Below are 25,872 nucleotides of genomic sequence, written 5' to 3' on the forward strand. Positions count from 1 at the left end.
AATGCGGTGGCGCCATGGCGCGCGCCTGCCGCTACAGCAGCCTCTCGATCGCCGAAGCGAGCGCCGCCGGCTTCTTCATCGGCGCATAGCGGGCGACGACGGTGCCGTCGCGGCCGACCAGGAATTTGGTGAAGTTCCACTTGATCGACCGGATGCCGGCGAAACCGGGGCGTTCCGCCTGCAACCACGCCCAGAGCGGATCGGCATCGGGACCGTTGACCGCGACCTTGGCGAACAGCGGGAAGGTGACGTCATAGGTCGACGCGCAGAACGTGGCGATCTGCGCGTCGCTGCCCGGTTCCTGTTCGCCGAACTGGTTGCACGGAAAGCCGAGGACGACGAAGCCGCGATCGGCGTAGCGGCGGTAGAGCGCCTCCAGCCCGGCATATTGCGGGGTGAAGCCGCAGCGGCTGGCGACGTTGACGATCAGCAGCACCTTGCCGGCATAGGCGGCCAGCGCCCCCGCCCCGCCGCCGGGCAGCGCCGGGCGGAAGGCGAAAATCGGCGCCGCCGCCGGCGTGCTCACGAGCTTGTCGTCGGCTTCTGTTCGACGACGAAGATCTCGCCGTCATAGTCGACGATGTAGAGGTTACGGTTCTCGTCCTGGCCGAAGCTGACCACGGCGTCGATCGTGCCCGCGTCCGGCACGAAGGCGCCGGTGCGGATGCGGAAGCTGTCGCCGCCAAGGGTGCTGCCGCGCTGGAGCAGCGCGCTCGGCAGGCTCCACAGATGGCCGGTGACGAAATCGCCGAAGAAATAGTTGAGCTGCAGGCTGCTGACCGCGCCACCATAGACATAGCCGCCAACGATGGTGCCGCCCTGCGTCGCGCCGCTGCCATGCGCGTATTCGGCGACCGGCGCGATCAGGCCGGTGGTGTCGCCGCCCTTGAACACATGGGTGCCCTCCAGGATCGGCCAGCCGAAATTGGCGCCCTTGTCGCTGGCGAGCAGGATGTTCAGTTCTTCCCACCCGTCCTGGCCGACATCACCGAACACGACATTGCCGGTCGCGAAGTCGATCGACGCGCGATAGGGGTTGCGCAGACCGTAGGCGAGGACTTCCGGCGCGCCGCCGCTGGTCGCGAACGGATTGGCGGTCGGGATCGCGTAATCCTTGTTCGGGTCGCTCGCATAAGCATCGCTTGCCGGGTCGATCCGCAGGATCTTGCCGAGCAGGCTGTTCTTGTTCTGGGCGTTGCCGTCCGGGTCACCCGCGCCGCCGCCGTCGCCGGTGGTGATGTAGAGGAAATTGTCCGGCCCGAAGCCGATCCAGCCGCCGTTGTGGTTGTTGCGCGGGTGCGGGATCTGCAGGATCACGTCGGCGCTGGCCGGATCGGCGGCATTCTTGTTGTCGGCCAGCGTCTTGTAACGCCGCACTTCGATCGCGCCGGTTGCGTTGGTCAGGAATACGTAGAAGGCGCCGCTGGTCGCGAAATCGGGCGCGGTGGTGAAGCCGAGCAGCCCGCGCTCGCCATCCGTGCTGATTTCCGCGCTGACATCGAGGAATGTGGTGGTCGCCGCCGGGCTGGCGGCCTTCGGATCGAGGATGCGGACGCGGCCGGTGCGTTCGACAACGAACACGCGCCCGGTGCCGTCGGCAATCGGATAGACGTAGACCGGCTGGCTGAAGCCGACGCCGACGCGGCGGACGCGGAAGTCCGAATTGACCGCGATGACGTTGACCACCAGGTCCATCACCACCGGGTTGGTGCCGTCGGTGACCGTGATCTTCACCGTGTAGCTGTGGTCCGCGCCGGTCGCCGGATCATAGACCGGCGGGGTCTTGAACGACAGGGCGCCATTGCTGGTGATCGAGAACAGCGCCTCGTCGGCGCCGCCGGTGATCGAGAAGGTCAGCGCTTCGCCGGTCGGGTCGACGGCGGTCGCGGCGTAGAAGGTCCCGGTCGTCCCCGATTCGACCGCCACCGTCGACGCCGAGGTAAACACCGGCGGTCCGGGAGTCGGCGTTGGGGTCGGCGTCGGTGTCGGCGTCCCGCCGTCTCCCCCGCCGCAGGCCGACAATGCGAGTGCTGCGGCCGACGCGAAAGCGAAGCGGAACGCGAAACTACCGGAACGGGCCATCTCTATCTCCCTTGCCGCCCGCGCGACGCGACCGGACCGTGTGGATGCTGCCATAAAAAGTCGTGGCATGTCTTAGCTTTCAAGCACGCCATCGTGCAAACGGACTGTGCGGTCCATCTTCGCGGCCAGACGTTCGTTATGGGTAGCGACCAGCGCCGCCGACCCTTCGCCGCGCACCAGATCGAGGAACTGGGCGAGAACGATGTTGGCGGTCGCTTCGTCCAGATTGCCGGTCGGTTCGTCCGCCAGCACCAGCGCAGGACGGTTGGCGAGCGCGCGCGCCACCGCCACCCGCTGCTGTTCCCCGCCCGACAATTGCGACGGACGATGGGTCAACCGGCGGCGCAGGCCGAGCGCGGCGAGCAGCGCCGCCGCCCGTTCCTGCGCCACGTCGGTGCGGGCGCCGCGAATCAACTGCGGCAGCACGACATTTTCCTGCGCGTCGAAATCGGGCAACAGGTGGTGAAACTGATAGACGAAGCCGAGTGAATCCCGCCGCACCCGCGTCCGCCCGTCGGCGTCGAGCCGGGCGGTTTCCTCTCCGGCGATGCGGATCGACCCTTCGAAACCGCCTTCGAGCAGGCCGACCGCCTGCAGCAGCGTCGACTTGCCGGACCCGCTGGGGCCGAGCAGCGCGACGATCTCCCCCTCCGCCACGGTCAGTTCGACACCGCGCAGCACGTGGATGGTTTCTTCGCCCTGGGTGAAGCTGCGCTTCAGCCCGCTGACCGCCAGCACGTCATTCATAGCGCAGCACCTGCACCGGATCGGTGCTCGCCGCCTTGTAGGCGGGATAGAGCGTCGCCAGCACCGACAGCACCAGCGCCATGACCACGATCGCCGTCACTTCCACCGGGTCGGTGCGCGCCGGCAGTTCGGTCAGGAAGCGGATCGACGGGTCCCACAGATTCTGGCCGGTGACGAGCTGGACGAAATTGACCACCGCCTGCCGGTAGAACAGGAACACCGCGCCGAGCACCAGCCCGGCGAGAATGCCGAGCACGCCGATCGACACGCCGACGGTCATGAAGATCCGCATCATCGCGCCGCGCGACGCGCCCATCGTCCGCAATATCGCGATGTCGCGGGTCTTGGCGCGGACCAGCATGATCAGCGACGACAGAATGTTGAACACCGCGACCAGCACGATGATCGACAGCACGACGAACATCGCCACCCGTTCGACCGCCAGCGCTTCGAACAGGGTCGCGTTCATGCTGCGCCAGTCGGTGATCACCGCCTTGCCCTGCACCGCGCGCGCCAGCGGGGCGAGGATGGCGCCGACATTGTCGGGGTCGACGGTCTTGACCTCGATCATCCCGACCGCGTCGCCCAGCATCAGCAGCGTCTGCGCGTCCTCTATCGGCATGACGACGAACGCCTTGTCGTAATCATAGACGCCGACTTCGAAGATCGCGGCGACGCGGTAACTGACGATGCGCGGCACCGTGCCGAACGGCGTCGTCTGCCCCTGCGGGCTGATCAGGCTGATTTCGCCGCCGACCTGGGCGCCCAGCGATTCGGCCAGGCGCGCGCCGATCGCGACATTGTCGCTGCCCGGTTTCAGCGCGGTCAGGCTGCCGGCGAGTACCTTGTTGCGGATCGTCTGGTTGGCGCGGATGTCCTCCACCCGCATCCCGCGCGCCAGCACCGCTTCCACCCGCCCGTCATAGCTGGCCATCAGCGGCTGTTCGATCAGCGGCGTCGCTTCCGTCACCCCCGGCGTCTTGCGCGCCTGCGCGACGACGGCCTGCCAGTCGGGCAGCCGGCCGTCATAACCCTGAACGACGGCATGGCCGTTCAGCCCGACGACCTTTTCGAAAAGTTCCGCGCGAAAACCGTTCATCACGCTCATCACGATGACCAGCGCGGCAACGCCCAGCATGACCGCCGCCAGGCTGATCCCCGCGACAAGGAAGATGAACGCTTCCCCCCGGCCGGGCAGCAGATAGCGTTTGGCGATCATCCGCTCGTATCGGGAGAGGATCATGAAGAAGCGGGTCCGGGAAGGGCGTAGCGCAAGCGCCACGCTCTAGGGCCAGCCGGAGCGGGTTGCAACCGGCTGAACCGCTGTTGCCGAATGAACACATCCTGCCTTCAATCGTGGCGGGGCGGCGCGAATCGGGATGACAGCCTTCGGGAGCTTTCGTAGCGTTTGGCTTCCGAAGCGCAGGCAAAGCCGTGGTTCTGGGAGGCTGTCGCTCCGTTTGACTGCTTGAGGGGGCAGTTGATCGTCGCAGCGATGGCAAAGGGGGCTGGCGAGCATTCGTCACGCAGGGTGCCCGGATCGGAAACGGTCCGGGCATTCGCTTTTCCGGCCTCCACGGCCGTTTCACCCCCCTGCCCGTCTGCCGCCGCCGCCCTCTTGAAAGCGGAAAATCCGATACCCAGATCGCTGTCGCGCATCGCCGCAACGGGATGCGCGCGGCGCCGCCATACCGGGGCGCCGCATAACCAAGTCATTTTGCTCATTGGAGGATTTGACCATGCGTAGCTTTGATTTCACCCCCTATCGCCGTTCCACCGTCGGTTTCGACCGGCTGTTCGACCTGCTTGAGAACAACCGCTCGCAGGCCGACAATTACCCACCGTTCGACCTGGAGCGGTTGAGCGAGGACCGGTATCGGATCACCATCGCCCTCGCCGGTTTCAAGCGCGACGAGATCGACATCACCGCCCAGCAGAACCTGCTGCTGGTCAAGGGCAGCAAGGAACAGGCGGGGCAGGACCGGTCCCAGTACCTGCATGTCGGCATTGCCAACCGCAGCTTCGAACGGCGGTTCGAGCTGGCCGATTTCGTCCGCGTGTCCGGCGCCGACCTGGCCGACGGCCTGCTGACCATCGACCTGGTGCGCGAAGTGCCGGATGCGATGAAGCCGCAGAAGATCACGATCGGCGGCAGCGCCACGGTCGAGCAGATCGACGACCACCGCGACGCCGCCTGATCGGCGGAACCGTTTATGCCGGGGGCCGGACCGCATGGCCCGGCCCCTTTTTACCGTTTGCCAACCGGTCCGCGCGCGAGTCAGGCGATCATCGCGCGCAGAGTTTCGATGCGGTCGGCTTCGGCGGCGGGCTTGTCGGTGCGGATGCGGGCGATGCGGGGGAAGCGCATGGCGATGCCCGATTTGTGGCGGGTGCTGGCGTGGACGGAATCGAACGCCACTTCGAGCACCAGCGTCTTTTCCACCTCCCGCACCGGGCCGAAGCGGTTGACGGTGTGGGTGCGAACGAACCGGTCGAGCCATTTCAGCTCTTCGTCGGTGAAGCCGGAATAGGCCTTGCCGACCGGCAGAAGCCGGCCGTCCTCGCTCCAGCAGCCGAAAGTGTAGTCGGAATAGAAGCTGGACCGCTTGCCGTTGCCGCGCTGGGCATAGAGCATGACGCAGTCGGCGCGCAGCGGATCGCGTTTCCATTTGTACCAGAGGCCGGTGCGGCGGCCGGCGACATAGGCGCTGTCGCGGCGTTTCAGCATCACCCCCTCGATCGCCGCGTCGCGGGCGCCGGCTCGCAATGCCTCCAGCGCGGCAAAGCTGTCCGCATCGACCAGCACCGACAGGTCGAAATGCGCCGGGTCGAGCCGGGCGACGAAGCGTTCGAGCCGGGCGCGGCGTGCGGTCCAGGCGAGCGGGCGGACATCCTCCGCCCCGTCGAACAATATGTCGTAGAGACGGACGAAGGCGGGATAGTCGGCGAGCATCCGGGCGGAGACCGCCTTGCGGCCGAGCCGCTGCTGGAGGGCATTGAAGCTGGCGGTGGCGCCGCCGTGCGCGGCGCTGCCCTGCGCATCGCCCTTGACCAGCAATTCGCCGTCGACGACGCCGTCGCGGTCGAACGCGCCCGCCACTTCCGGAAAGGCGGCGGTGATGTCGTCGCCGCCGCGGCTGTAGAGCCTGACCTGCCCGCCGACGCGGACGAGCTGGACGCGGATGCCGTCCCATTTCCATTCGGCGGCGTAGGTGTCCATCGCCACCTGATCCTCACCCAGCGGGTGGGCGAGCATGAACGGGCGGAACACCGGCATGTCGGCGGCGAGCGGCTGTTCGCCCCGCCCCTCCGCCCAGGCGAACAGCGCGGCATAGGGCGGCGCCAGCGCGTGCCACACCTCCTCCACCGCGTCGACGTCAAGCGCGAAGGCCTGGGCGAAGGCGGTCTTTGCCAGCCGGGCGGAAACGCCGGCGCGCAGGCCGCCGGTCGCCAGTTTCAGCAGCGCGTAGCGTTCCTCCGGCGTCATCCGGTCGAGCAGCCAGGCGAGCGCCGCCGGTGCCTCGCTGCGCCCCAGCGTCGACAGGCGGGCGACGACGGCGGCGAGGCCGAGCGCGGCGGGATCGTCGGCAGCGGCGTGGCCGGGCCAGAGCAACGCGACGGTTTCCGCCGTGTCGCCGACATAGTCGCGGCTCATGCGGAACAGCACCGGATCGACGCGCGCCTCGATCAGGGCGCGGACGACGGCGGGCTTTATAGCGGGAATGTCGACGGCGCCGGTCAGCGCGGCGAGCGCCCAGCCGCGATCCGGATCGGGCGTGGCGCGCAGATAGGCGCCGATCAGCCGCAGCTTGGCGTTGCGCGAACGGGTGTAAACCAGCCCGTCGAGCAGGCGCGCGAAACCCCTCATGGCCGGCCCCGCACAGGCAGGGCCGGCCGGGGTGTCAGTCTACGATCTTCTTGCCCGCGATCAGCCCAAGAATGAGCAGGATCACGAAAATCGCGATGGCCAGGAAGAACAGGAACTTGGCGACGCCGATGAAGGCTCCGCCGATCCCGCCGAAACCCAGCACCGCGAAAACCAGTCCAATAACCAGGAAGATAATCGCCCAGCGTATCATCGAACGGACCTCCGTCTGTTGTAAGGGACAAACAGCCGGAGGGCCGTTCCGGTTCCGCAATCAGGTGCGGCTGGCTTCGAACAGGAACCAGGCACGCTGTTCGGCCTGGTCGGTCCAGTCGTCGAGAACGCCGGACGTCGCGTTGTCCTTCGCGTCGTCGACGATGTCCTTCGCCTCGCGAAGCTGTTCGACCAGATGCAGGTTATCCTCGCGCAGTTCGGCCAGCATGTCGGCGGCGGAGACGAAATCGGCGTCGTTGTCCTTGATCGTCTGATGCCGGGCGATGTCGCCGATCGAGCGCAGGGTGGTGTTGCCGGTCTTGCGCACCCGCTCGGCGATCTCGTCCGTCGTCGCGAGGATCTGCGCCGCCTGCTCGTCGAGCAGCAGGTGATAGTCGCGGAAGTGCGGGCCGGAGACATGCCAGTGGAAATTCTTGGTCTTCAGGTACAGCGCATAGCTGTTGGCGAGGATGCCGTTCAGCGCCTCCGCTACCGTTTTGGTCGCGTTGCTGGTCAGGTCCGTCGGGGTCTTGAGCTTCGCCGTCGGGGTTTTCACGTTGCCTGCCTTGGCCATGTTTGCCTCCTTGGGGGGTTGAGCCTTGAGATACGCCCCTCTCAATGCGCGAGCCACGCAAAAGTTACGCGCCCGGCACGGATAATTCCGATCAGGCTGATCGCGTGGCTAGATCAGCCGCAGGGCGACAAGCGTCACCCCCAACCCGACAAGCGGCAGGATGGTTCCCCGCCGCCCCGCGCTGCGCCCGGCGGGGCAGCGTGGCGCGGCTCAGCCGGAATAGCGGACCGAGATGACGGCGGCGAACGCCTCGCCGGTCAGCGCGTCGCCGGGGGCGTGGCCCGCCGCCTCGCGCATTAATTCCAGGCAGTCGGCGATCCGCGCGCCGCGTTCGCCGGCGGCCAGCGCCGTCACCAGCGTGCCGGCAAGCTGGGCGAGCGGCAGCAGCCCGTGGGCCTGCGCCATGCCGCGCACCAGATCGACATTCTCGCAAAGCTGCGCCGGGCGGCGGCGGCGCATGTCGGCGGCAATGCCGTCTATCCGCGCACAGAGCAGCGCCCGCACATGGCGCATCGCTTCGGACTCCATCGCCTTTGTCACCGGCATCGCCCCCCGCTGGATCAGCGACGCCGACTATCGCCCGACAATGCCTAACGCCGCGTTAACCGGCGGCAGCCCTTGACAACCGCGCCCGCGCCGCGCAATGGACCCGCCCTGAACGGGAGCGGCGGCGGCGCCGCTTTTATTTTTTGCAGATAGTCATTCGAGGGTACGGGTCATGGCAAAGCCGACCACGGTCAAGATCAAGCTGGTAAGCACGGCCGACACCGGCTTTTACTACGTCACCAAGAAGAATCCGCGCAGCCCGAACACCACGGAAAAGCTGAGCTTTCGCAAGTATGACCCGGTCGTGCGCAAGCATGTCGAGTTCAAGGAAGCGAAGATCAAGTAAGCGATTCTTCGCCGAAAGATGCGCGGGCGGGCGGCGATGAGCGGCCCGCCTTTTCTTTTGCGCGGCTTCTTTGCGCGGCGGCGCGGTCAGACCAGCGCGGCGACGGAGTCGACAAAGCGGGTGACCGAGATCGGTTTCGAGACATAGGCCTCGGCCCCGGCGCCACGGATGCGGTCTTCATCGCTGCGGGCGGCGTAGGCGGTGACCGCCATGATCGGGATCGCCTTCAGCACGGCGTCGGCCTTCAGCGTTTCGATCAGCTCCAGCCCGCTGACATGGGGAAGCTGGATATCCATGATCACCAGGTCCGGCGCAAAGGCGCGGGCACGTTCCACCGCCTCGCGCCCATCGCGCACCGGCTCGCATTCATAAGCGTGGGCGCGTAACAGGTCGCAGAACAGCTTGAGATTGAGTTCATTGTCCTCGACAATGAGCACACGTTTGGTCACGCACCCCCCACAGCAACGGCCCTACGGCAACGGTTCGAGGACAGATTAGGCGATGCGAGCGCGCGGCACAAACCCCCAGGACCCGACGGCGACCGGACTGGCCGCGCTGGCCTGGACGCTGGCCGAGCCGGACCGTGCCGCCCGGCTGCTGGCGCTGACCGGCCTGACCCCGGACGCCTTGCGGCAGCAGGCCGATGCGCCGGCGGTGCTCGCCGCCGTCCTTGCCTTTCTGGAAGCGCATGAGCCGGATCTGATCGACTGCGCCGGGGCGCTGGCGGTTCCGCCCGAAACGCTGGTCGCGGCGCGGGAAGCGCTGGAACGATGAGCCGGCCGCTGCTGATTTCCGATTGCGACGAGGTGCTGTTGCACATGATGTCGCATTTCACCGCCTGGCTGGGCGAGGCGCATGCGATCGATTTCATGCCGGACGGCGCCGACCTGTCCCGCGCGATGCGGCGGCGGGCGGACGGCGCGCTCCTCACCCGCGACGAGATATGGCCGCTGCTCGACGGCTTCTTCGTCACCGAAATGCAGCGGCAGACCGTCGTTCCCGGCGCGGTGGACGCGCTGGCCCGGCTGGCCGCCAGCGCCGACATCGTCATTCTGACCAACCTCGGCGACCACCATAACGCCCGGCGACGCGAGCAACTGGACGGGTTCGGCATCCGCCACCGGGTTGTCACCAACCAGGGCGGCAAGGGCGAGCCGGTCGCGACGCTGCTCGCCGAATACCAGCCGAGCGTTGCGGTGTTCGTCGACGATCTGGCCCACCACCACCGATCCGTCGCGCGCCACGCCCCCGCCGTCCACCGGCTGCACATGATTTCCGAACCGACGCTGGCGGCGATGGTGCCGCCGGCGCCCGACGCCCATGCGCGGATCGACGGCTGGCCGGAGGCGGAAAGCTGGATCGCCGCGCGTTTCGCCGCCGGTGCGCCGGCCGGGGCTTGACCGGCGGCCGCGCCGGGTGTTTGAGCTAGCGCCATGACCATCGACGAACGCCTTGCCGAACTGGGCCTGAAGCTGCCGAAGCCAGCCGCGCCCGTTGCCGCCTATGTCCCCGCCGTCGAGGCGAGCGGACTGCTCCATATTTCAGGCCAGTTGCCGTTTCGCGACGGCAACCTGATGACCGGCCGGCTGGGCGAGGATGTCGACATCGATTTCGGGCGTGACGCCGCGCGCGCCTGCGGGCTGATGCTGGTCGCGCAGATGAAGGCCGCGCTTGGCGACCTCGACCGGGTGGCGCGGGTGGTGAAGCTGGGCGTGTTCGTCAACAGCGCCGGCCGGTTCACCGACCAGCCGAAGGTCGCGGACGGTGCATCGGCGCTGATGGTCGACATCTTCGGCGAGGTCGGCAAGCACGCGCGCAGCGCGGTCGGCGTGCCGGTCCTGCCGCTGAACGCGGCGGTCGAGATCGATGCGGTTGTCGCCGTTCGCCCAGCCTGACCCGAGGCGGACCGCCTTCCTGAGAGCGCAGCCCTTCGCCCATCGCGGGCTGCATGGCGGCGCCGTCGTCGAGAACAGCCGCGCCGCCTGGGCCGGAGCGATCGCGCTGGGCCACGGCATAGAATGCGACGTGCAGGCGGCGGCGGACGGCACCCCGTTCGTGTTCCACGACGACGATCTGGCGCGGCTGGCCGGGCGGCCGGAACGGGTGGCGGCGCTGGCCCCGGCGGCGCTGGACGCGATCCGCCTGACCGGCAGCGACGAGACGATCCCGCGCCTGACCGAAATGCTGGCGATCGTCGCCGGGCGGGTGCCGTTGCTGATCGAAATCAAGGCGGACGGCGGGCGGGTCGCGCAACTGTGCCTGGCGGTCCGCCACGCGCTGGAGGGCTATCGCGGGCCGGTGGCGGTGATGTCGTTCAACCCGCTGGTCGGCCGCTGGTTCGCCCGCCACGCCGCCCGACTGACCCGCGGGCTGGTGGTCAGCGAGGAAGGCAAGCGCGGGTCGCGCGGCGCCGTCGAACGATGGCTGTCGCTATGGCAGGCGCGGGCCGATTTCCTGGCCTATGACGTGCGCGACCTGCCGTCGCGTTTTGCCGGGCGGTTCCGCGCGCGCGGATTACCGCTGCTGACCTGGACGGTACGCTCCGCCGCGGCGGAGGAGACGGCTGCCCGCTACGCCGACCGACCGATCTACGAACGCCATCCATGACCGCCTACACCGCGCGGATCGGCGATGGCGTCGCCGGGTTCGACGCCGCCGAGTGGGATGTCTGCGCCGGCACCGCCAACCCGTTCGTCAGCCACGCCTTCCTGTCGATTCTGGAAGAATCGGGTAGCGTCGGTTCGCGCACTGGCTGGCAACCGTTGCCGATCGCGGTGAACGACGATGCCGGGCGGCTGGCCGGGGTGCTGCCCGCCTACGGCAAGAGCCACAGCCAGGGCGAATATGTGTTCGATCAGGGCTGGGCCGATGCCTATGCCCGCGCCGGTGGCGCCTATTACCCGAAACTGCAGATCGCGGTGCCGTTCTCGCCGGTGCCCGGCCCGCGGCTGCTGCTGCGCGACCCGGCGGCGGCACCGGCGCTGATCGCGGCGGCGGAAGCGGTGGTCGCCCGCCACGCCCTGTCGTCCGCCCACGCCACCTTCATCACGCCGGAGCAGGTGCCGCTGTTCGAGGCGGCGGGCTGGCTGATCCGCACCGACAGCCAGTTCCACTGGCAGAATGGCGGCTACCGCGATTTCGACGATTTCCTGACCGCCCTTGCCAGCCGCAAGCGCAAGGCGATCCGCAAGGAACGCGCCGCCGCCGTCGCCGGACTGGAGATCGTCCAGCTGAGCGGCGCGGAGATCGGCGAAGCGGACTGGGACGCGTTCTGGCAATTCTACCAGGACACCGGCGCGCGCAAATGGGGGCACCCCTATTTGACCCGCGCCTTCTTCTCTCTGCTCGGCGAGCGGATGGCGGACAAGGTGCTGCTGGTGTTCGCGCGGCGAGACGGGCGGCCGATCGCCGGGGCGCTGAACCTGATCGGCGCCGACACGCTCTACGGCCGTTACTGGGGCGCGGTGGAGGAGGTGCCGTTCCTCCATTTCGAGCTCTGCTATTATCAGGCGATCGACGCGGCGATCGCGCGCGGGCTGGCGCGGGTTGAGGCCGGGGCGCAGGGCGGACACAAGCTGGCGCGCGGCTATGCGCCGACGCCGACCTTTTCCGCCCATTTCATCGCCGACCCGAATTTCCGCGCGGCGGTGGCCGATTTCCTCGCGCGGGAACGGCAGGCGGTCGCCCGCGATATCGCCATGCTCGACACGATGACGCCGTTCCGCAAGGCGGATTAGCGGCAGGGCCGGCACGGTTCGGTAGCCGCCGCCGCCCGGCGGTGACGATCAGGCGGCGCGGCGTTCGGGGCTGGTCGACAGCCAGGCCCGCGCCATTCGCTGAGCGGCGGCGATTTCGCGCGCGCTCATCTCACCGGCGATTTCAGCCCGGCATTGCTGGCCGCGATGGCTGCCCGCGAGCGCCGACAGGTTGAACCATTTATGCGCTTCGACCAGATCGACATCGACGCCGTCGGCGCCGGACGAATAGGCGATACCCAGATCGAAACAGGCATCGGCATTGCCGCGCGCCGCATCGACCAACCGGCTTTCAATCAGGAAAGCCGCACTTCGTGAACTGTTCCCCACTGGCCTTTTCCCCTCCAGAATGGACAGAGCCAGACTATCGGCAGGGCATGGCTAAAAATCTGTTAACGCTGCCCGCTAGGGATAATTCCCGGTTTTATAGCGCAAAATCAGCGCATTGATTGATTGCGCCAGACACAACGAGGCCGGCGGCCGGGTAACCGCCTGGTCCATTTTCGGGGCATCCGAATCGGCGGGGGCATGGGCGGCAGCCGGCACGCCGGGTCCCGGCGCCTCCGGGAACCGGCCTAGAACGCGTTTTCGAGGCGACGGATCAGGGTGCGGGCCGGGCTGGGCGGCGGGCGGTCGTCACGTTCGAGGCGGTGAACGCGGTCATAGAGCGCCATGCTGGCAGCGATCAGCGCGGCGGCGGTAGCCGGCATCATCGCCAGCACGCCGGTTTCCGTCGTCGCGGCATGGCCGAGGCGGCCGCTGTCCGGGCGCAGGGCAGCCGGATCAATCTCCCCCGCCGCTTCCGCCTTGCGGTGGAGCAGCCAGGCGATGACGTGCATCAGCCGCGTCGTCACCTTCAGCGATTCGCAGGCGAAGGTCACCCGGTCGAGCGGGGCGAGCCGGTCACGGTCGGCGCGGCCGGGTTCGTCGAAATAGCCGCGCGCCTCATCGGCCAGCAGCATCGCCTCGACATAGAGCGACTCGACCAGACGCGCCGTCATCCGCCCCCTGCCCCGCGCCATGTCGTACAATCCGTCCATACCGTCGGCGTTGCCACAGCCGGCCGGGGCCAGCCAGAGCAAAACAGCGTAAATTCGGCGATTTACGATTAACGCCATCGGGCGGTCAGGCGATGATATCCGGGATCATCTGGTCTTCCAGCACGGCGATTTCGTCGCGCAGGCGCAGCTTGCGCTTCTTCAGCCGGGCGATGCGAAGCTGGTCGGGCAGCGGCTGTTCCGCCAGCGCGGCGATCGCCGAATCGAGATCGCGATGCTCGATTCGCAGGATATTCAACCGCTGTGCCGCTTCCTCCGCCGTCATCTCCATCCCCCGCATTGGCGGATGCCACGGTAGTTTGCCGCGGCCCACCGCTCAAGCCGCCGGGGGTTCGTCGCGCCGCGTGCCCCATGCCGCCGCATTCACCCAAAGCAGTACGAGACAGTTTACGAATTTCATGGTCTACTGGCCTGCCAAGACCGTCAGACCAAGGAGTGCTTTCGGATGGAACAGGCGCATCTTTCCGCCCTCAACGTCAAGCATGCCGGGCTCGATGCCAAAATCTCCAAGGAAATGAAACGCCCCTCGCCGGATCAGTCGCTGATCGCCCGGCTGAAGAAGCAGAAACTGAGAATCAAGGAAGCCATCGCCGGCCACTGAGCCGGACGGACGGCGGCGCCGGTCAGTCCCGGCGCAGCGGTTTTTGCCGCAGGTCGCGCCTGCCCGACACGGGCAGGCGGGCCGCCAGCGGATCGATCAGCCGATCCAGTTCCAACCCGACACGATCGTTCCGCGCCCAGGCGACGCGGGCGCCGACGGTGCCGATGCCCCGGACATCGACGACCAGCCGCTGGTCGACCGCGACGGGGCGGTCGAGTTCGATCATCATGCCCCTTGTCGACAGGTTGCGGACGCGGGCCAGTTCCTCACCGCCTGTCGGCAGACCACGCACCCGCGCCAGCAGGTAGAGGCTGTCGCGCGCGTCGCCGCGCTGCTCGCACTCGGCCTGCTCCGGGAGGGCGCCCGGCTCTTCCGGTGAGTTGGTGCCGTCCGGCGATGGCGCGTCGGTTTCCGTCATGTCCCCAGCCAGAACACTGTCCCCCCGCCGGGCCAAAGGCGGCGGGCGCCGCGGTGGCCGCTATTCGTCCCGCGACACCTTTTCCTGGCGCTCGTGGTTCTCTTGCGCCTCGACGGTCATGGTTGCAATCGGTCGCGCTTCCAGTCTGGCGAGCGAGATCGGCTCGCCCGTTACCTCGCAATAGCCATATTCGCCGTCTTCGATGCGGCGCAGCGCGGCGTCGATCTTGGCGATCAGCTTGCGCTGGCGGTCGCGGGTGCGCAGTTCGATCGACCAGTCGGTCTCGCTCGACGCGCGATCGGTCACGTCGGGTTCGCGCAGCGAATCGGATTGCAGCTGGACCAGCGTGCCCTGCGCTTCCCGCAATATGTCGTTCTTCCAGCCGTTCAGCTTCGCGCGGAAATAGGCGAGCTGGCGCGGATTCATGAACGGTTCGTCGGGCGAGGGGCGATAGCTGTCGTCAAGGCCGTCCGCCGCGAAATCCGCAGGCGCATTCATGTCACTCGGCGCAGTCGCCATACACGTGTCTCCAAACACCCAATCCACGCCCGCCATCGCTGCGGGATCGCGAAGCCCACTTCCCAGCGCGCCTATACCGGCGCGCCGGTGACCATACAAGCCACTGACATCCCTTCGCCTCCCGGAACGGGCCGCTGGTCATGCAAACCGCCGCAACATGCCGGAATCGTGCCTGAATGGGACGTTTACTACGCCGTTTTCCCACGGCGCGGCGCTTTTCCGCGTCGACCGGGTGAAACAAAGGTTAACCCTGTCGTGGACGACCGCGCGCCGGCCGCATGGAAGGGCGAAGGCCACCGCAATTCCCGCGACGCCCGCCAGCTGGTCGACCAGCGGCCGGAGCAGCACGTCGACTGGGGGGCGTCGTCCGGCGAGCCGCCGACCGAGGTGCCGGCGCCGCCGATGCTGCTGCTGTTCGCCGCCGCCGCCGCCGCGCTGGTCGCCCGCCAACGCTACGCCGCGCGCCGGGGCTGAGCCGCCGGCCACAGGGTTGCGCGCGGCTTTGCGCCCGGCCATAGCCGGGGGCCATGCACGATATCCGCACGATACGAGACGATCCCGAAGCTTTCGACGCCGCCCTCGCCCGGCGGGGGGCGCCGCCGGCCGCCGCCGCGCTGGTTGCCGACGACCAGCGCCGCCGCGCGCTGGCGACCGAATTGCAGACCGCGCTCGCCCGCCGCAACGAGGCGTCGAAGGCGATCGGCGCCGCCAAGGCGCGCAAGGCGGAGGACGAGGCCGCGGCGCTGATGGCGGAGGTCGCGGCGCTGAAGGAGCGCCTGCCCGCGCTGGAGGCGGAGGAGAAGGCGGCCGGAGAAGCGCTGACCGCCGCGCTTGCCGCGCTGCCCAACCTGCCCGCCGCCGACGTGCCCGACGGCGCCGACGAGGACGGCAATGTCGAGCAGGCGCGCTGGGGCACGCCGCCCGACTTCGCCTTTCCGGCCGACGAGCATGACCGCTTCGGCACCGCGCTGGGGCTGGATTTCGAGACGGCGGCGGCGCTGTCCGGCGCCCGGTTCGCGCTGCTGCGCGGGCCGGTGGCGCGGCTGTCGCGCGCGCTGGGCCAGTATATGCTGGACCGCAACACGCTGGACGCCGGGTATGAGGAAGTGGCGCCGCCGGTGCTGGTCCGTGACGAAGCGCTGTTCGGCACCAGCCAGCTGCCCAAATTCGCCGAGGATCTGTTCCGCACCACCGACGGGCGCTGGCTGATCCCGACAGCCGAGGTCAGCCTGACCAACATCGTCCGTGAGACGATCCTCGACGCGGAGGCATTGCCGCTGCGCTTCACCGCGCTGACCCCCTGTTTCCGTTCCGAAGCCGGGGCGGCCGGGCGCGACACGCGCGGGCTGATCCGCCAGCATCAATTCGACAAGGTCGAGCTGGTGTCGATCACCACGCCGGACCAGTCGGCCGCCGAGCATGAGCAGATGACCCGCGCCGCCGAGGCGATACTGGAGGGGCTTGGCCTGCCCTACCGCCGGATGCTGCTGTGCACCGGCGACATGGGCTTTGCCGCGACAAAGACCTACGACCTTGAAGTGTGGCTGCCCGGCCAGAAGCGTTACCGCGAGATATCGTCCTGCTCCAACTGCGGCGATTTCCAGGCGCGGCGGATGAACGCGCGCTACCGCCCCGCCGGCGAGAAGAACACGCGCTTCGTCCATACGCTGAACGGATCGGCGCTGGCGGTCGGCCGCGCGCTGGTTGCCGTGCTGGAAAATTACCAGCAGGCGGACGGATCGGTGCGGGTGCCCGACGCGCTGGTCCCCTATATGGGTGGCACGGCGGTGCTGGAGCCACGGCGATGAGAATCCTGCTGACCAACGACGACGGCATCAACGCGTCCGGCCTGAAGGTGCTGGAGGCAATCGCCGCCACCCTGTCCGACGACATATGGGTGGTGGCGCCGAGCGAGGAACAGTCCGGCGCCGGCCATTCGCTGACCCTGACCCGGCCGGTCCGGGTTCGCACCTATAGCGACCGGCGGTTCGCGGTAACCGGCACGCCGACCGACTCCGTGATGATGGCGCTGGCCAAGATCATGGCGGACAGCCCGCCGGACCTGATCCTGTCCGGGGTCAACCGGGGCGCCAATCTGGGTGAGGACGTCACCTATTCCGGCACGGTGTCGGCGGCGATGGAAGGGGCGCTGGCCGGTGTCCGCTCGATCGCGCTGAGCCAGGTGTCAGCGCGCGAGGGGATGGCGGACAGCGTGCCGTTCGGCGCGGCGCAGGCATGGGGCGAACGGGTGTTGCGGCCGCTGCTCGCCGCGCCGCTGGCGCCGCGCACGCTGGTCAACGTCAACTTTCCGGCGGTCGCGGCCGACGCGGTAAAGGGCATCCGTGTCGTCGCGCAGGGCCTGCGCGATTATGGCCGGACCCATATCGTCAGCGGCGTCGACCCGCGCGGTTTTCCCTATCACTGGTTCGCGCTTGGCCCGGCGATCGAGACGCCCGCCCATTCCACCGACCTGGAAGCGGTGGCGGAAGGCTATGTCGCGGTAACGCCCCTCCACCTCGACCTGACCCATTACCGGTCGATGGAGATGCTGGGGGCCGCCTACGCGTGAGCGGGCCGGCGCCCCGCCTTCCCGCCTTCCGCTGGGTCGCGGCCAGCGCCCTTGCCCTGCCGCTTGCCGGCTGCGTCGCCCCGCGCGGCGCCACACCGCCGGCGCCGCCCGCCGCCTCCGCCCCGCTGCCGCCCAGGATCGAGGCGCAGCTCGCCGGCCTGCCCGACAGCCCGCCGGTGTGGGATACACGACCGGCGCGGCCCGACGGCATCCGCGTCACCGCGTCGACCTATGTCGTGCGGCCGGGTGATTCGCTCGGCCGGATCGCCCAGACGACCGGCGCCGGGATCGACGCGATCGCCGCCGCCAACGGCATTACCGAGCCGAACCGCATTCAGCCCGGCCAGCGGCTGCGCATTCCCGGCGGCCGCTATCACCCGATCGCCGCCGGCGACAGCGGCATCGCCATCGCCCGCGCCTATGGCATCGCCTGGGACCGGATCGTCGCCGCCAACGGGCTGAGCGACCCCTATATCCTGCGCGCCGGGCGGCGGCTGCTGATCCCGGAACCGGCCGGGACACCGGGGCAGAACCTGGAGGAACGCGCCGCCGCGTTCCGCATCGACATCGATTCGATCCTGACCGGCGGCCAGCCGGCGATCGCCGAAAATCAGGTGCCGGCCCGCCCGGTCGACAATGCCCGGCAACCGCTGCCGCCAACCGCGGCGGTGGCGGAACCGCGCGAATTTTCCGGCCGGTTCGCCTGGCCGATCGACGGCCGCGTCGTCCGCCGTTTCGGCCCCGGCCAGGGGCTGGGCGAGAAGAATAACGGCATCGACCTGGCGGTTGCCGGGGGCAGCGCGATCCGCGCCGCCGCCGACGGGGTTGTCGCCTATGTCGGCACCGGCATCCCGTCCTATGGCGGGCTGATCCTGATCCGCCATGGCGACGGGTGGATCACCGCCTACGCCCAGGCGGCGGAGCTGAGCGTGACCCGTGGCCAGGCGGTGAAGCGCGGCCAGACGATCGGCCGCGCCGGCACCGGCGACGCCCGCGTCCATTTCGAAATCCGCAACAAGCGCGCGCCGGTCGATCCGCTGAAACTGCTGCCGGCGCGGTCATGAACAGCCGGCTGCGCCGTTATGTCACCCTGCGGCGGCGGTCCGACACCCCGGTCTGGCTGTCGATCGGCTGGCGGGTGCTGTTCGTGCTGGCGCTGGTCAGCATTGCGATCGGCGTCCACTGGATCGACAGCGACGGCCTGTCCGATGCCGCCGATGGGCATGTCAGTTTCCTCGACGTCGTCTATTTCACGATGATATCGATCACCACCACCGGCTATGGCGATATCGTGCCGGTCAGCGACCGCGCTCGGCTGTTCGACGCGCTGATCGTCACGCCGATCCGCGTATTCGTGGTGCTGCTGTTCATCGGCACCGCCTATAGCTTCATCTTCAAACGCACCTGGGACAGATGGCGTATGGCGCTTATCCAGAAAAGCCTGAGCGGGCACATCATCATCGCCGGTTTCGGGACCAGCGGCTCGGAAGCGGTCGAGGAACTGCTGGCGCGCGGCATTCCGGCATCCGACATCGTCGTGCTCGACCCCAGCCCCGGCGCCGTCGCGCGCGCCGAGGGCATGGGTTGCAACGTACTGGAAGGCGACGCGACCCGCGATCGCACGCTGGAAGCGGTGCGGTTGCAGAGCGCCCGCGCGCTGATCATTTCCGCCGGGCGTGACGACACGTCGATCCTGATCGCGCTGACCGCGCGCCATGTCGCGCCGGACGTGCAGATCAGCCTTGTCGTCCGCGCCGAGGACAATGAACTGCCCGCCCGCGCCGCCGGCGCCAATGTCGTCATCAACCCCGTCAGCTTTGCCGGGCTGCTGCTCGCCGGATCGGCGGAAGGCCCGCATATCGCCGACTATCTTGCCGACCTCGCGTCGAGCGACGGCAAGGTCCAGCTGGCCGAGCGGCTGGTCGACGCTGCGGAATGCGGCCAGCCGCTGAGCGCGATCGGCAGCGGGCTGGGCGTCCGGGTCTATCGCGGCGATACCGCCTACGGCCCAAGCGACCCGGAGGTACAGGCACTGCTGCCCGGCGACGTCATCGTCGAGATCGTCGACGGCAACGGGCGGCCGCGCACCGTCGGCAAGCGGCGGGACTGAACACCTGGCGTCCTGCCGGGTCCCCGCCACCAGAGAAAATTGACAGGCAAGCGCGCATGAAAAACGCCGCCGGCCTTGCGACCGGCGGCGTCTTTTTTCGGGTCAGGCCCTGCCGATCAGGCGAGGCTGACGCTGATCCGCTTGCGCGAGCGCATCGCGCCGCCGATCATGCCGAAGCCAGCGATCAGCATCGCCCAGGTCGCCGGTTCCGGCACGCCGGGAACCTCGTTGCCGCCCTGGCTCTTCCACCAGCCGACGGTGTGGTTGTCCGACTCATAGCCGGCGCTGGCCACCGTCTGCTTGAAGACGATGCGGTCGAAACCGGTCGTTTCGTTGAAGAAGTTCACGAACGCATACGGCTCGTCCTTGTTCTGGCCAACGAAGGTCCCGTCCGGGTTGCCGTAATACGGGTTGGTGCCGCTGGCATTGTTGCCGACCTTGGCGATCACGTCGGTCGGGTTGAAGGTGCCAAGCAGATTGAAACCGCCGCTGCCGTCCTTCTTGTAGAATTCAAGCACGTTGCCCGGATCGAGCGCCGACAGCCAGTAACCGAAATAGGTCAGGCTCTCACCGTTCTCAGTGGTGAAATCGATCGCGTAGCTGCCGGTCTGGCTGATGCCGGCAACCGCATAGTTGTTGTTGCCGCCGGCGCCGCCATACTGATCCGCCTTGTGGACGTTCAGGTTGCTATAGGTGCCGCTGATCGGGCTGCCGCCGAACGTGCTGGCATAGGTCGAGTGGACACCGGTCGACAGCGAGTCGAAGGTCTCGACGCCGTAATTGTTGATATCGCCACCGAAATACGCGCCGCTGGCGCTCTTGACGCCGGCGTCTTCGATCGTGACGGTGAACCCCGCCGGCAGTGCCGCGTGCGCGATACCGCTACCGGCCATCATCGCCGCACCCAGGAAAGCTACCCCAAAACGCATAACGTAACTCCTTACAGTCACCCCTACACAAAAGCGTGTGCCGCAAGGAAAGCAATCCGCGTGCCAAGTGAAACGGTCACCGCAAACCACGAGATTCCCGTCAATTATTTATTAACTATAGGTTTTTACTTAACAAAGTGTAAAAGGAACCGACGCCGTGACGGCGGTCGGTGGCGCGGCAATCGATGATGGCAAATCCGCCGAACAAGGCTTATCTGGCGCCGGTAATGGCCACCACCACCCTCCCCACCCCGCCCAAGGTCGGCATGGTATCGCTCGGCTGCCCGAAGGCGCTGGTCGACAGCGAACGCATCCTGACCAAGCTGCGCGCCGACGGCTACCAGATGTCGCCCGATTATGCCGGGGCCGACGTGGTGCTGGTTAACACCTGCGGCTTCCTTGACAGCGCCAAGGAGGAAAGCCTGGAGGCGATCGGCGAGGCGATCGCCGAGAACGGCCGCGTCATCGTCACCGGCTGCATGGGCAAGGAAGCAGAGGCGATCCGCGCCCGCTTCCCCGCCGTGCTCGCCGTCACCGGGCCGCAGCAATATGAGGCGGTGGTCGGCGCCGTCCACGATGCCGCGCCGCCGGTCCCCTCCCCCTTCCTCGACCTGGTGCCGGAAGGCGGGATCAAGCTGACCCCGCGCCACTACAGCTATGTGAAGATATCGGAGGGGTGCAACCACCGCTGCGCCTTCTGCATCATCCCCTCGCTGCGCGGCGACCTGGCCAGCCGCCGGCCCGACGCGATCCTGCGCGAGGCGGAAAAGCTGGTCGCCGCCGGCACGAAGGAACTGCTGGTCATCAGCCAGGACACGTCGGCCTACGGCGTCGACCTGCGCCACGGCGAATGGGCGTGGAAGGGCGCGCCGGTCCGCGCCCACATGACCGACCTCGCCCGCGAAATGGGCAAGCTGGGCGCGTGGGTGCGGCTACACTATGTCTACCCCTATCCGCATGTCGAGCAGGTGGTGCCGCTGATGGCGGAGGGGCTGGTCCTTCCCTATCTCGACATTCCGTTCCAGCACGCCAGCCCGAAGGTGCTGCGCGCGATGAAGCGCCCGGCCAATGACGCCAAGGTGCTGGAGCGGCTGCGCGGCTGGCGGGCGATCGCGCCGGATATCGCCATCCGTTCCAGCTTCGTCGTCGGCTTCCCCGGCGAGACCGAGGAAGATTTCCAGTATCTGCTCGACTGGCTGGACGAGGCGCAGCTCGACCGGGTCGGCGCCTTCCGTTTCGAGCCGGTGGAAGGCGCGGCGGCCAATGCCCTGCCCGACCCGGTGCCGGAGGAGGTGAAGGAGGAGCGCTACCAGCGGCTGATGGCGCGCTGTGCGGCAATATCCACCGCCAAGCTGGCCGCCAAGGTCGGCCGGACGATCGACGTGATCGTCGACGAGGCGGATGGCGATGGCGGCGCGTCCGGCCGGTCGAAGGCCGACGCGCCGGAGATCGACGGCGCCGTCCACCTGCGCGACGCGCCGGATGCGAGACCAGGCGATATCCTGTCCGTGCTGGTCGAGGATGCCGACGAGCACGACCTGTTCGGCGTGCCGGTCGCCGGATGACCGAATTCGCCGCCCTGCTCCAGCCCGACAAGGGCGAGGCGGCCCGCGCCGTCCACATCGTCGACGCCGCCGGCCATGACGCCTGGCTGAAGGCGCAGCCGCCGCGCGCCCGCGCCGCCGCCGCCGCGCAGGGCTTTGCCGCCAAGCCCGGCGACCGCGCGATCCTGCCCGCCGACGAGGCGGACGGCTGGTCTGTCGCGGTCGGCGTAGCGAAGGCGGATACGCTCACCCCATGGTGCCTGGCCGATGCCGCCGGCGGCCTGCCCGAAGGGCGCTATCGGCTGGTCGACACGGCGCCGGGGGCGGGGGCACTCGGCTGGCTGCTCGCCCAGCACCGCTTCACCCGTTATCGCGCCGCCGATGCGACGGAAGGCCCGCGGGTGCTGCTGACCCCGGACGCCGCGCACATCGCCGAGACGGTGCGGATCGCCGAATCCGTCGCGCTGGTCCGCGACATGGTCAACACCGCGCCGGAGGACATGGGCCCGGCGGCGATCGAGGCGGCGGTGCGGGCGCTGGCGGAAATGGTGGGCGGGCATGTCGGCGTGGTCAGCGGCGCCGATCTGGAACGCGACTACCCGATGGTCCACGCCGTCGGCCGCGCCGCCGGCAAGGGCCGCGAGCCGCGCCTCGTCTCGCTGGAATGGGGCAACCCCGCCCACCCGCGCGTCGCCATCGTCGGCAAGGGCGTGTGCTTCGATTCCGGCGGGCTGGACATCAAGTCGGCGGCGGGCATGCGGCTGATGAAGAAGGACATGGGCGGCGCGGCGCATGCGCTGGCGCTGGCCCGGCTGGTCACGACCGGCCATCTGCCCGTCCGCCTCCACCTGCTGATCCCGGCGGTCGAGAATGCGGTGGCGGGCAACGCCTTCCGCCCCGGCGACGTGCTGAAAAGCCGCAAGGGCCCGTCGGTCGAGGTCAGCAACACCGACGCGGAGGGTCGGCTGATCCTGGGCGACGCGCTGGCCCGCGCGTTCGAGGAGCAGCCGGCGCTGACCATCGATTTCGCGACGCTGACCGGCGCGGCGCGGGTCGCGCTTGGTCCCGACCTGCCGGCGCTGTTCGCCAATGACGACGCACTGGCCGCCGACCTGCTCGCGGCGGGTGCGGCGGTGGGCGATCCCGTTTGGCGGCTGCCGCTGTGGGACGGTTATGACGAGATGTTGAAATCCGACATCGCCGACATCGACAATGCGCCGGAAGGCGGCATGGCCGGCGCGGTCACCGCCGCGCTGTTCCTGCGCAAATTCGTGCCGGAAGGCGCCGCCTGGGCGCATTTCGACACCTTTGCCTGGCGCCCGTCCGCGCGGCCGGGGCGACCGAAGGGCGGCGAGGCGCTTGGCCTGCGCGCCGCCTGGGCGATGCTGCGCGCCCGTTACGGAGCCGCCGCCTGATCCGCCGTTCCGGCGCGGCAGACGCCCCGCCCTGTGCGACGAAATCGGAACCGAGGCGAAACCAAGTCCTTTGCGGCGCGTTCCGGCGCGTAACGATCCAATCGGATCGGGTCGATCGCGGCAGCAGAGAGGACAGACAGTGCAGGGAACCGTTCAGGACAAGGCGCTGACCGCCTGGATGCGGACGCTGCTGACCTATGTCCGTTCGGGCGAGCCGGACCTGACCAACCGCCAGATGACGCTGCTGATGGTTGTCTACCTGCAACCGGGGCCGCATACCGTACGCGGGCTGGCCCATACGCTGAACGTATCGAAACCGGTCATCACACGCGCCTTGAACAGACTTGGCGCGCTCGGCTATCTGCGACGCCAGCGCGACGATGCGGACAGACGCAATATCTTCGTGGCGCCGACGCGCGAAGGGGCGGACTTTCTTGACGGTTTCAGATCCATCATCGGGGCAAGCGGGCGCACCGGCGGCCGCACCGGCGAACGCCCTTCCGGCTGAGACATTCGCGCTCAGAGGCCGTTCGGTCGCGCTCGACCGGCGGATCAACGCGGTGCGCGGCGACGTCGCCGACCTGGCGCTGGCCGGCACATTATTCGCCCCGCGTTACGCCCGCGCGCTGATCCGCCGCTGCCTGCGCCCGGCCGTAGCGGTGCGCGATGCCGCCGGGGACTCGGCGCAGGCGGTCAGCGAACTGCTCGCCGGAGAGGCGTTCGCGGTCATCGACATCAGCGGCGGCTGGGCCTGGGGTTATTGCGTTCACGATCACTATGTCGGCCACGTCCCGCTCGCCGCGCTGGATGAAGGCGCGGCGCCCAGCCACCGCGTCATCCGGCCGGCGGCGCTGGTCCACGCCGCGCCCGATTTCCACGCGCCCGCGGTTGCCCGGCTGAGCATGGGCGCGGCGGTGGCGGCAGAGGGCGACGGGCCGTGGCTGGCGGTGGACGGCGGCGGCTACATGGTCGCGGCGCATCTGGCGGCGACGGATGTCGCCGACCCGGTGGCGCTGGCCGAAAGCCTGATCGGCACGCCCTATCTGTGGGGCGGGCGCGGCGGCGACGGCATCGACTGTTCCGGCCTGGTCCAGCTGGTCCACGGCCTGGCCGGCCAACCGCTGCCGCGCGACAGCGACATGCAGCAGCAGGCGGCCGGCACGCTGCTCGCCCCCGGAACGGCGCCGGTGCGCGGCGACCTGATCTTCTTTCCCGGCCATGTCGGGATCATGACGGACACGGCGCGGATCATCCACGCCAGCCGGGCGGCGATGGCGGTGGTCGCCGAGCCGCTGGCCGATCTTGTCGCCGCCGTCGCCGCCGACCATGCGACGCCGATCGTCGCCCACAGGAGAATAGCGTGACCGTCAGGATTTTCGTCGATGGCAGCGCCGGCACCACCGGGCTGGAGATTATCGACCGGCTCGCCGGGCGGCCGGAACTGGCCGTGGCGACCCTGTCCGACGAACGGCGCAAGGACCCGGCGGCGCGCGCCGACGCACTGGCCGCCGCCGACATCGCCATCCTCTGCCTGCCCGACGCCGCCGCGCGCGAGGCGGTGGCGCTGATCGGCGACGGCGCGACGCGGGTGATCGACGCATCGACCGCCCACCGCACCGCGCCGGGCTGGGACTATGGCTTCCCCGAATTGCGGCCGGGCCAGCGCGAACGGATCGCCGGATCGGCGCGGGTCGCCAACCCCGGCTGCTACCCCACCGCCTTCCTGGCGCTGATGGCGCCGCTGGTCGACGGTGGTTTGCTCGCCGCCGACTGGCCGTGGACGGTCAACGCCGCGTCCGGCTATTCCGGCGGCGGCAAGGCGATGATCGCCGCGTTCGAGGATGCCGACGCGCCGGATGCGAGCGCCACCGCCTTCCGCCTCTACAGCCTCGGCGCGACCCACAAGCATGTGCCGGAAATGCAAACCCATGCCCGGCTGGCCTACCCGCCGCTGTTCGCGCCGGCGGTGGCGCGTACCTATCGCGGCATGCTGGTCGACGTGCCGGTGCCTGCACAGGCGATGCGCGCCGCCCCGGCCGAACTGCGCGCCGCATTGGCCGACGCCCATGCCGGGTCGCCGCTGATCAGCGTCGCGCCGGAAAATAACGGCCCGGCGCTGGGCATTGAGGAAGTGGCCGGCACCGACCGCATCGCCCTCCACGTCTTCACCGACGCGACGAGCGGGCAGGCGCGGCTGATCGCAGCGATCGACAATCTCGGCAAGGGGGCGGCCGGCGCCGCCGTCCAAAACCTGAACCTGATGGCCGGCCTGCCGGAAACCAGCGGCTTGCGGTTGTAGGCGGCACGGCACGCCGCCACCAAACCCCCGCTTGGCGGTGGCAAAGATTTTGGCGGTAGCCAATACTCTACTTGATGAGTAGATAAATGACGTCGGTTGGTTCGGCCGGCTGCTTCCGAACCCGCGGCCTTTTGATCGTCCAGCTTGCCCCGCGTCACCAACGGCTAAAGCGCGCGTCCCGTCGTGGCAGCGGCGGGCGCGTTCCCGGAAAAAGGAACGCCCGATGACCACAGCTTTGCCCTACCCCGTCCCCGTCCGCCGTGCCCGGCGATGTCGGTGCGG

General features: G+C 68.7%; 34 protein-coding genes. 18 read left to right on the forward strand and 16 right to left on the reverse strand.

Going from position 1 to position 25,872, the window contains the following annotated elements:
• Positions 1-31 precede the first annotated feature (31 nt).
• The 5 genes from ACMT1E_RS10355 to ACMT1E_RS10375 form a co-directional block, all read right to left on the reverse strand.
• Positions 32-526 (reverse strand): glutathione peroxidase, encoded by a 495-nt coding sequence (locus ACMT1E_RS10355; RefSeq protein ID WP_414900092.1) that lies wholly within the window; start codon positions 524-526, stop codon positions 32-34.
• The gene (locus ACMT1E_RS10360; protein ID WP_414900093.1) at positions 523-2,082 is read right to left on the reverse strand and encodes a PQQ-dependent sugar dehydrogenase; all 1,560 of its coding nucleotides are present in this window, start codon (positions 2,080-2,082) and stop codon (positions 523-525) included. Before ACMT1E_RS10360 ends, ACMT1E_RS10355 begins: the two co-directional genes overlap by 4 nt.
• Before the next feature lie 72 nt (positions 2,083-2,154).
• The gene (locus ACMT1E_RS10365) at positions 2,155-2,829 is read right to left on the reverse strand and encodes an ABC transporter ATP-binding protein (protein ID WP_414900094.1); all 675 of its coding nucleotides are present in this window, start codon (positions 2,827-2,829) and stop codon (positions 2,155-2,157) included.
• Positions 2,822-4,072: a lipoprotein-releasing ABC transporter permease subunit gene (locus ACMT1E_RS10370; RefSeq protein WP_414900096.1), complete on the reverse strand. Its 1,251-nt coding sequence runs from the start codon at positions 4,070-4,072 to the stop codon at positions 2,822-2,824. Before ACMT1E_RS10370 ends, ACMT1E_RS10365 begins: the two co-directional genes overlap by 8 nt.
• Positions 4,073-4,179: 107 nt before the next feature.
• The gene (locus ACMT1E_RS10375; RefSeq protein WP_414900097.1) at positions 4,180-4,554 is read right to left on the reverse strand and encodes a hypothetical protein; all 375 of its coding nucleotides are present in this window, start codon (positions 4,552-4,554) and stop codon (positions 4,180-4,182) included.
• A 14-nt stretch (positions 4,555-4,568) separates the two neighbouring features.
• On the opposite strand from ACMT1E_RS10375, the gene ACMT1E_RS10380 reads away from it, so the two are divergent.
• Complete coding sequence (locus tag ACMT1E_RS10380) at positions 4,569-5,027, forward strand: Hsp20 family protein (RefSeq protein ID WP_414900098.1); 459 nt, start codon at positions 4,569-4,571, stop codon at positions 5,025-5,027.
• Between the two features lie 80 nt (positions 5,028-5,107).
• Here ACMT1E_RS10380 and ACMT1E_RS10385 read toward each other — a convergent pair whose 3' ends face one another.
• The 4 genes from ACMT1E_RS10385 to ACMT1E_RS10400 all read right to left on the reverse strand — a co-directional run bounded on the left by ACMT1E_RS10385 (position 5,108) and on the right by ACMT1E_RS10400 (position 8,027).
• Complete coding sequence (locus tag ACMT1E_RS10385) at positions 5,108-6,697, reverse strand: cisplatin damage response ATP-dependent DNA ligase (RefSeq protein WP_414900099.1); 1,590 nt, start codon at positions 6,695-6,697, stop codon at positions 5,108-5,110.
• Between the two features lie 34 nt (positions 6,698-6,731).
• Entirely contained in the window at positions 6,732-6,908 is a 177-nt protein-coding gene (locus ACMT1E_RS10390; protein WP_414900100.1) for a DUF1328 domain-containing protein, read from the reverse strand.
• Between the two features lie 60 nt (positions 6,909-6,968).
• Positions 6,969-7,481: a Dps family protein gene (locus ACMT1E_RS10395; RefSeq protein ID WP_414900101.1), complete on the reverse strand. Its 513-nt coding sequence runs from the start codon at positions 7,479-7,481 to the stop codon at positions 6,969-6,971.
• Positions 7,482-7,691: 210 nt separating this feature from the next.
• A complete protein-coding gene (locus tag ACMT1E_RS10400) occupies positions 7,692-8,027 on the reverse strand; it encodes a hypothetical protein (RefSeq protein WP_414900102.1) in 336 nt (111 codons plus the stop codon).
• 172 nt (positions 8,028-8,199) lie between these two features.
• On the opposite strand from ACMT1E_RS10400, the gene rpmG reads away from it, so the two are divergent.
• On the forward strand, positions 8,200-8,373 hold the full coding sequence (gene rpmG, locus ACMT1E_RS10405; protein WP_136163122.1) for a 50S ribosomal protein L33: 174 nt from the start codon (positions 8,200-8,202) through the stop codon (positions 8,371-8,373).
• Between the two features lie 86 nt (positions 8,374-8,459).
• Here rpmG and ACMT1E_RS10410 read toward each other — a convergent pair whose 3' ends face one another.
• Positions 8,460-8,822: a response regulator gene (locus ACMT1E_RS10410; protein ID WP_414900104.1), complete on the reverse strand. Its 363-nt coding sequence runs from the start codon at positions 8,820-8,822 to the stop codon at positions 8,460-8,462.
• A 52-nt stretch (positions 8,823-8,874) separates the two neighbouring features.
• On the opposite strand from ACMT1E_RS10410, the gene ACMT1E_RS10415 reads away from it, so the two are divergent.
• The 5 genes from ACMT1E_RS10415 to ACMT1E_RS10435 are packed head-to-tail and all read left to right on the forward strand — an operon-like array spanning position 8,875 to position 12,110.
• Entirely contained in the window at positions 8,875-9,147 is a 273-nt protein-coding gene (locus ACMT1E_RS10415) for a DUF3572 family protein (protein ID WP_414900105.1), read from the forward strand.
• Positions 9,144-9,773, forward strand: coding sequence for an HAD family hydrolase (locus tag ACMT1E_RS10420; protein WP_414900107.1), 630 nt, complete (start codon positions 9,144-9,146; stop codon positions 9,771-9,773). The genes ACMT1E_RS10415 and ACMT1E_RS10420 overlap by 4 nt, the downstream gene beginning before the upstream one ends.
• Positions 9,774-9,806: 33 nt before the next feature.
• On the forward strand, positions 9,807-10,268 hold the full coding sequence (locus tag ACMT1E_RS10425; RefSeq protein WP_414900109.1) for a RidA family protein: 462 nt from the start codon (positions 9,807-9,809) through the stop codon (positions 10,266-10,268).
• On the forward strand, positions 10,240-10,980 hold the full coding sequence (locus ACMT1E_RS10430; protein WP_414900111.1) for a glycerophosphodiester phosphodiesterase family protein: 741 nt from the start codon (positions 10,240-10,242) through the stop codon (positions 10,978-10,980). The genes ACMT1E_RS10425 and ACMT1E_RS10430 overlap by 29 nt, the downstream gene beginning before the upstream one ends.
• Positions 10,977-12,110: a GNAT family N-acetyltransferase gene (locus ACMT1E_RS10435; protein WP_414900112.1), complete on the forward strand. Its 1,134-nt coding sequence runs from the start codon at positions 10,977-10,979 to the stop codon at positions 12,108-12,110. The genes ACMT1E_RS10430 and ACMT1E_RS10435 overlap by 4 nt, the downstream gene beginning before the upstream one ends.
• A 48-nt stretch (positions 12,111-12,158) precedes the next feature.
• On the opposite strand, the gene ACMT1E_RS10440 is transcribed toward ACMT1E_RS10435, so the two are convergent.
• The 3 genes from ACMT1E_RS10440 to ACMT1E_RS10450 all read right to left on the reverse strand — a co-directional run bounded on the left by ACMT1E_RS10440 (position 12,159) and on the right by ACMT1E_RS10450 (position 13,451).
• A complete protein-coding gene (locus ACMT1E_RS10440; protein ID WP_414900114.1) occupies positions 12,159-12,458 on the reverse strand; it encodes a hypothetical protein in 300 nt (99 codons plus the stop codon).
• Between the two features lie 245 nt (positions 12,459-12,703).
• Positions 12,704-13,150, reverse strand: coding sequence for a DUF1465 family protein (locus ACMT1E_RS10445; protein ID WP_414900116.1), 447 nt, complete (start codon positions 13,148-13,150; stop codon positions 12,704-12,706).
• Positions 13,151-13,253: 103 nt separating this feature from the next.
• Complete coding sequence (locus ACMT1E_RS10450; protein WP_414903389.1) at positions 13,254-13,451, reverse strand: YdcH family protein; 198 nt, start codon at positions 13,449-13,451, stop codon at positions 13,254-13,256.
• Positions 13,452-13,631: 180 nt separating this feature from the next.
• Between ACMT1E_RS10450 and ACMT1E_RS10455 the strand changes: the two genes are divergently transcribed.
• Positions 13,632-13,787, forward strand: coding sequence for a YdcH family protein (locus ACMT1E_RS10455; protein ID WP_414900118.1), 156 nt, complete (start codon positions 13,632-13,634; stop codon positions 13,785-13,787).
• Between the two features lie 22 nt (positions 13,788-13,809).
• On the opposite strand, the gene ACMT1E_RS10460 is transcribed toward ACMT1E_RS10455, so the two are convergent.
• Together ACMT1E_RS10460 and dksA are read right to left on the reverse strand one after the other, a co-directional pair.
• Entirely contained in the window at positions 13,810-14,205 is a 396-nt protein-coding gene (locus ACMT1E_RS10460) for a PilZ domain-containing protein (protein WP_414900120.1), read from the reverse strand.
• A gap of 60 nt (positions 14,206-14,265) precedes the next feature.
• The gene (dksA, locus tag ACMT1E_RS10465) at positions 14,266-14,724 is read right to left on the reverse strand and encodes an RNA polymerase-binding protein DksA (protein WP_414900121.1); all 459 of its coding nucleotides are present in this window, start codon (positions 14,722-14,724) and stop codon (positions 14,266-14,268) included.
• 255 nt (positions 14,725-14,979) lie between these two features.
• Between dksA and ACMT1E_RS10470 the strand changes: the two genes are divergently transcribed.
• The 5 genes from ACMT1E_RS10470 to ACMT1E_RS10490 are packed head-to-tail and all read left to right on the forward strand — an operon-like array spanning position 14,980 to position 19,403.
• Positions 14,980-15,198 (forward strand): hypothetical protein, encoded by a 219-nt coding sequence (locus tag ACMT1E_RS10470; protein WP_414900123.1) that lies wholly within the window; start codon positions 14,980-14,982, stop codon positions 15,196-15,198.
• Positions 15,199-15,251: 53 nt separating this feature from the next.
• Positions 15,252-16,532, forward strand: a complete 1,281-nt coding sequence (gene serS / locus ACMT1E_RS10475; RefSeq protein ID WP_414900125.1) for a serine--tRNA ligase — start codon at positions 15,252-15,254, stop codon at positions 16,530-16,532.
• Positions 16,529-17,293, forward strand: coding sequence for a 5'/3'-nucleotidase SurE (surE, locus tag ACMT1E_RS10480; RefSeq protein ID WP_414900126.1), 765 nt, complete (start codon positions 16,529-16,531; stop codon positions 17,291-17,293). The genes serS and surE overlap by 4 nt, the downstream gene beginning before the upstream one ends.
• Positions 17,290-18,357: a LysM peptidoglycan-binding domain-containing protein gene (locus tag ACMT1E_RS10485; protein ID WP_414900127.1), complete on the forward strand. Its 1,068-nt coding sequence runs from the start codon at positions 17,290-17,292 to the stop codon at positions 18,355-18,357. Before surE ends, ACMT1E_RS10485 begins: the two co-directional genes overlap by 4 nt.
• The gene (locus ACMT1E_RS10490; RefSeq protein WP_414900128.1) at positions 18,354-19,403 is read left to right on the forward strand and encodes a potassium channel family protein; all 1,050 of its coding nucleotides are present in this window, start codon (positions 18,354-18,356) and stop codon (positions 19,401-19,403) included. The genes ACMT1E_RS10485 and ACMT1E_RS10490 overlap by 4 nt, the downstream gene beginning before the upstream one ends.
• Positions 19,404-19,519: 116 nt before the next feature.
• On the opposite strand, the gene ACMT1E_RS10495 is transcribed toward ACMT1E_RS10490, so the two are convergent.
• Positions 19,520-20,332: a PEPxxWA-CTERM sorting domain-containing protein gene (locus tag ACMT1E_RS10495; RefSeq protein ID WP_414900129.1), complete on the reverse strand. Its 813-nt coding sequence runs from the start codon at positions 20,330-20,332 to the stop codon at positions 19,520-19,522.
• A gap of 227 nt (positions 20,333-20,559) precedes the next feature.
• On the opposite strand from ACMT1E_RS10495, the gene rimO reads away from it, so the two are divergent.
• From rimO to argC, 5 genes are all read left to right on the forward strand, one after another.
• A complete protein-coding gene (rimO, locus tag ACMT1E_RS10500; protein ID WP_414903391.1) occupies positions 20,560-21,897 on the forward strand; it encodes a 30S ribosomal protein S12 methylthiotransferase RimO in 1,338 nt (445 codons plus the stop codon).
• Positions 21,894-23,291, forward strand: coding sequence for a leucyl aminopeptidase family protein (locus ACMT1E_RS10505; RefSeq protein ID WP_414900130.1), 1,398 nt, complete (start codon positions 21,894-21,896; stop codon positions 23,289-23,291). Before rimO ends, ACMT1E_RS10505 begins: the two co-directional genes overlap by 4 nt.
• 178 nt (positions 23,292-23,469) lie before the next feature.
• Positions 23,470-23,799 (forward strand): MarR family transcriptional regulator, encoded by a 330-nt coding sequence (locus ACMT1E_RS10510; protein WP_414903393.1) that lies wholly within the window; start codon positions 23,470-23,472, stop codon positions 23,797-23,799.
• Positions 23,800-23,851: 52 nt separating this feature from the next.
• Positions 23,852-24,655, forward strand: a complete 804-nt coding sequence (locus tag ACMT1E_RS10515) for an NlpC/P60 family protein (protein ID WP_414900132.1) — start codon at positions 23,852-23,854, stop codon at positions 24,653-24,655.
• On the forward strand, positions 24,652-25,590 hold the full coding sequence (gene argC, locus ACMT1E_RS10520; protein WP_414900133.1) for an N-acetyl-gamma-glutamyl-phosphate reductase: 939 nt from the start codon (positions 24,652-24,654) through the stop codon (positions 25,588-25,590). The genes ACMT1E_RS10515 and argC overlap by 4 nt, the downstream gene beginning before the upstream one ends.
• Positions 25,591-25,872: the final 282 nt, after the last annotated feature.

This window comes from Sphingomonas flavalba (assembly GCF_047553045.1).
Lineage (GTDB): Bacteria > Pseudomonadota > Alphaproteobacteria > Sphingomonadales > Sphingomonadaceae > Sphingomonas_L > Sphingomonas_L flavalba_A.

Bases quoted from the DNA above. Each gene is read 5' to 3' on its own strand.
- ACMT1E_RS10360 (WP_414900093.1), bottom strand. From the start codon at position 2,082: ATGGCCCGTTCCGGTAGTTTCGCGTTCCGCTTCGCTTTCGCGTCGGCC.
- ACMT1E_RS10365 (WP_414900094.1), bottom strand. From the start codon at position 2,829: ATGAATGACGTGCTGGCGGTCAGCGGGCTGAAGCGCAGCTTCACCCAG.
- ACMT1E_RS10370 (WP_414900096.1), bottom strand. From the start codon at position 4,072: ATGATCCTCTCCCGATACGAGCGGATGATCGCCAAACGCTATCTGCTG.
- ACMT1E_RS10375 (WP_414900097.1), bottom strand. From the start codon at position 4,554: ATGAGCAAAATGACTTGGTTATGCGGCGCCCCGGTATGGCGGCGCCGC.
- ACMT1E_RS10380 (WP_414900098.1), top strand. From the start codon at position 4,569: ATGCGTAGCTTTGATTTCACCCCCTATCGCCGTTCCACCGTCGGTTTC.
- ACMT1E_RS10385 (WP_414900099.1), bottom strand. From the start codon at position 6,697: ATGAGGGGTTTCGCGCGCCTGCTCGACGGGCTGGTTTACACCCGTTCG.
- ACMT1E_RS10390 (WP_414900100.1), bottom strand. From the start codon at position 6,908: ATGATACGCTGGGCGATTATCTTCCTGGTTATTGGACTGGTTTTCGCG.
- ACMT1E_RS10395 (WP_414900101.1), bottom strand. From the start codon at position 7,481: ATGGCCAAGGCAGGCAACGTGAAAACCCCGACGGCGAAGCTCAAGACC.
- ACMT1E_RS10400 (WP_414900102.1), bottom strand. From the start codon at position 8,027: ATGCCGGTGACAAAGGCGATGGAGTCCGAAGCGATGCGCCATGTGCGG.
- rpmG (WP_136163122.1), top strand. From the start codon at position 8,200: ATGGCAAAGCCGACCACGGTCAAGATCAAGCTGGTAAGCACGGCCGAC.
- ACMT1E_RS10415 (WP_414900105.1), top strand. From the start codon at position 8,875: ATGCGAGCGCGCGGCACAAACCCCCAGGACCCGACGGCGACCGGACTG.
- ACMT1E_RS10420 (WP_414900107.1), top strand. From the start codon at position 9,144: ATGAGCCGGCCGCTGCTGATTTCCGATTGCGACGAGGTGCTGTTGCAC.
- ACMT1E_RS10425 (WP_414900109.1), top strand. From the start codon at position 9,807: ATGACCATCGACGAACGCCTTGCCGAACTGGGCCTGAAGCTGCCGAAG.
- ACMT1E_RS10430 (WP_414900111.1), top strand. From the start codon at position 10,240: ATGCGGTTGTCGCCGTTCGCCCAGCCTGACCCGAGGCGGACCGCCTTC.
- ACMT1E_RS10435 (WP_414900112.1), top strand. From the start codon at position 10,977: ATGACCGCCTACACCGCGCGGATCGGCGATGGCGTCGCCGGGTTCGAC.
- ACMT1E_RS10445 (WP_414900116.1), bottom strand. From the start codon at position 13,150: ATGGCGCGGGGCAGGGGGCGGATGACGGCGCGTCTGGTCGAGTCGCTC.
- ACMT1E_RS10450 (WP_414903389.1), bottom strand. From the start codon at position 13,451: ATGACGGCGGAGGAAGCGGCACAGCGGTTGAATATCCTGCGAATCGAG.
- ACMT1E_RS10455 (WP_414900118.1), top strand. From the start codon at position 13,632: ATGGAACAGGCGCATCTTTCCGCCCTCAACGTCAAGCATGCCGGGCTC.
- ACMT1E_RS10460 (WP_414900120.1), bottom strand. From the start codon at position 14,205: ATGACGGAAACCGACGCGCCATCGCCGGACGGCACCAACTCACCGGAA.
- dksA (WP_414900121.1), bottom strand. From the start codon at position 14,724: ATGGCGACTGCGCCGAGTGACATGAATGCGCCTGCGGATTTCGCGGCG.
- serS (WP_414900125.1), top strand. From the start codon at position 15,252: ATGCACGATATCCGCACGATACGAGACGATCCCGAAGCTTTCGACGCC.
- surE (WP_414900126.1), top strand. From the start codon at position 16,529: ATGAGAATCCTGCTGACCAACGACGACGGCATCAACGCGTCCGGCCTG.
- ACMT1E_RS10490 (WP_414900128.1), top strand. From the start codon at position 18,354: ATGAACAGCCGGCTGCGCCGTTATGTCACCCTGCGGCGGCGGTCCGAC.
- ACMT1E_RS10495 (WP_414900129.1), bottom strand. From the start codon at position 20,332: ATGCGTTTTGGGGTAGCTTTCCTGGGTGCGGCGATGATGGCCGGTAGC.
- rimO (WP_414903391.1), top strand. From the start codon at position 20,560: ATGGCCACCACCACCCTCCCCACCCCGCCCAAGGTCGGCATGGTATCG.
- ACMT1E_RS10505 (WP_414900130.1), top strand. From the start codon at position 21,894: ATGACCGAATTCGCCGCCCTGCTCCAGCCCGACAAGGGCGAGGCGGCC.
- ACMT1E_RS10510 (WP_414903393.1), top strand. From the start codon at position 23,470: ATGCGGACGCTGCTGACCTATGTCCGTTCGGGCGAGCCGGACCTGACC.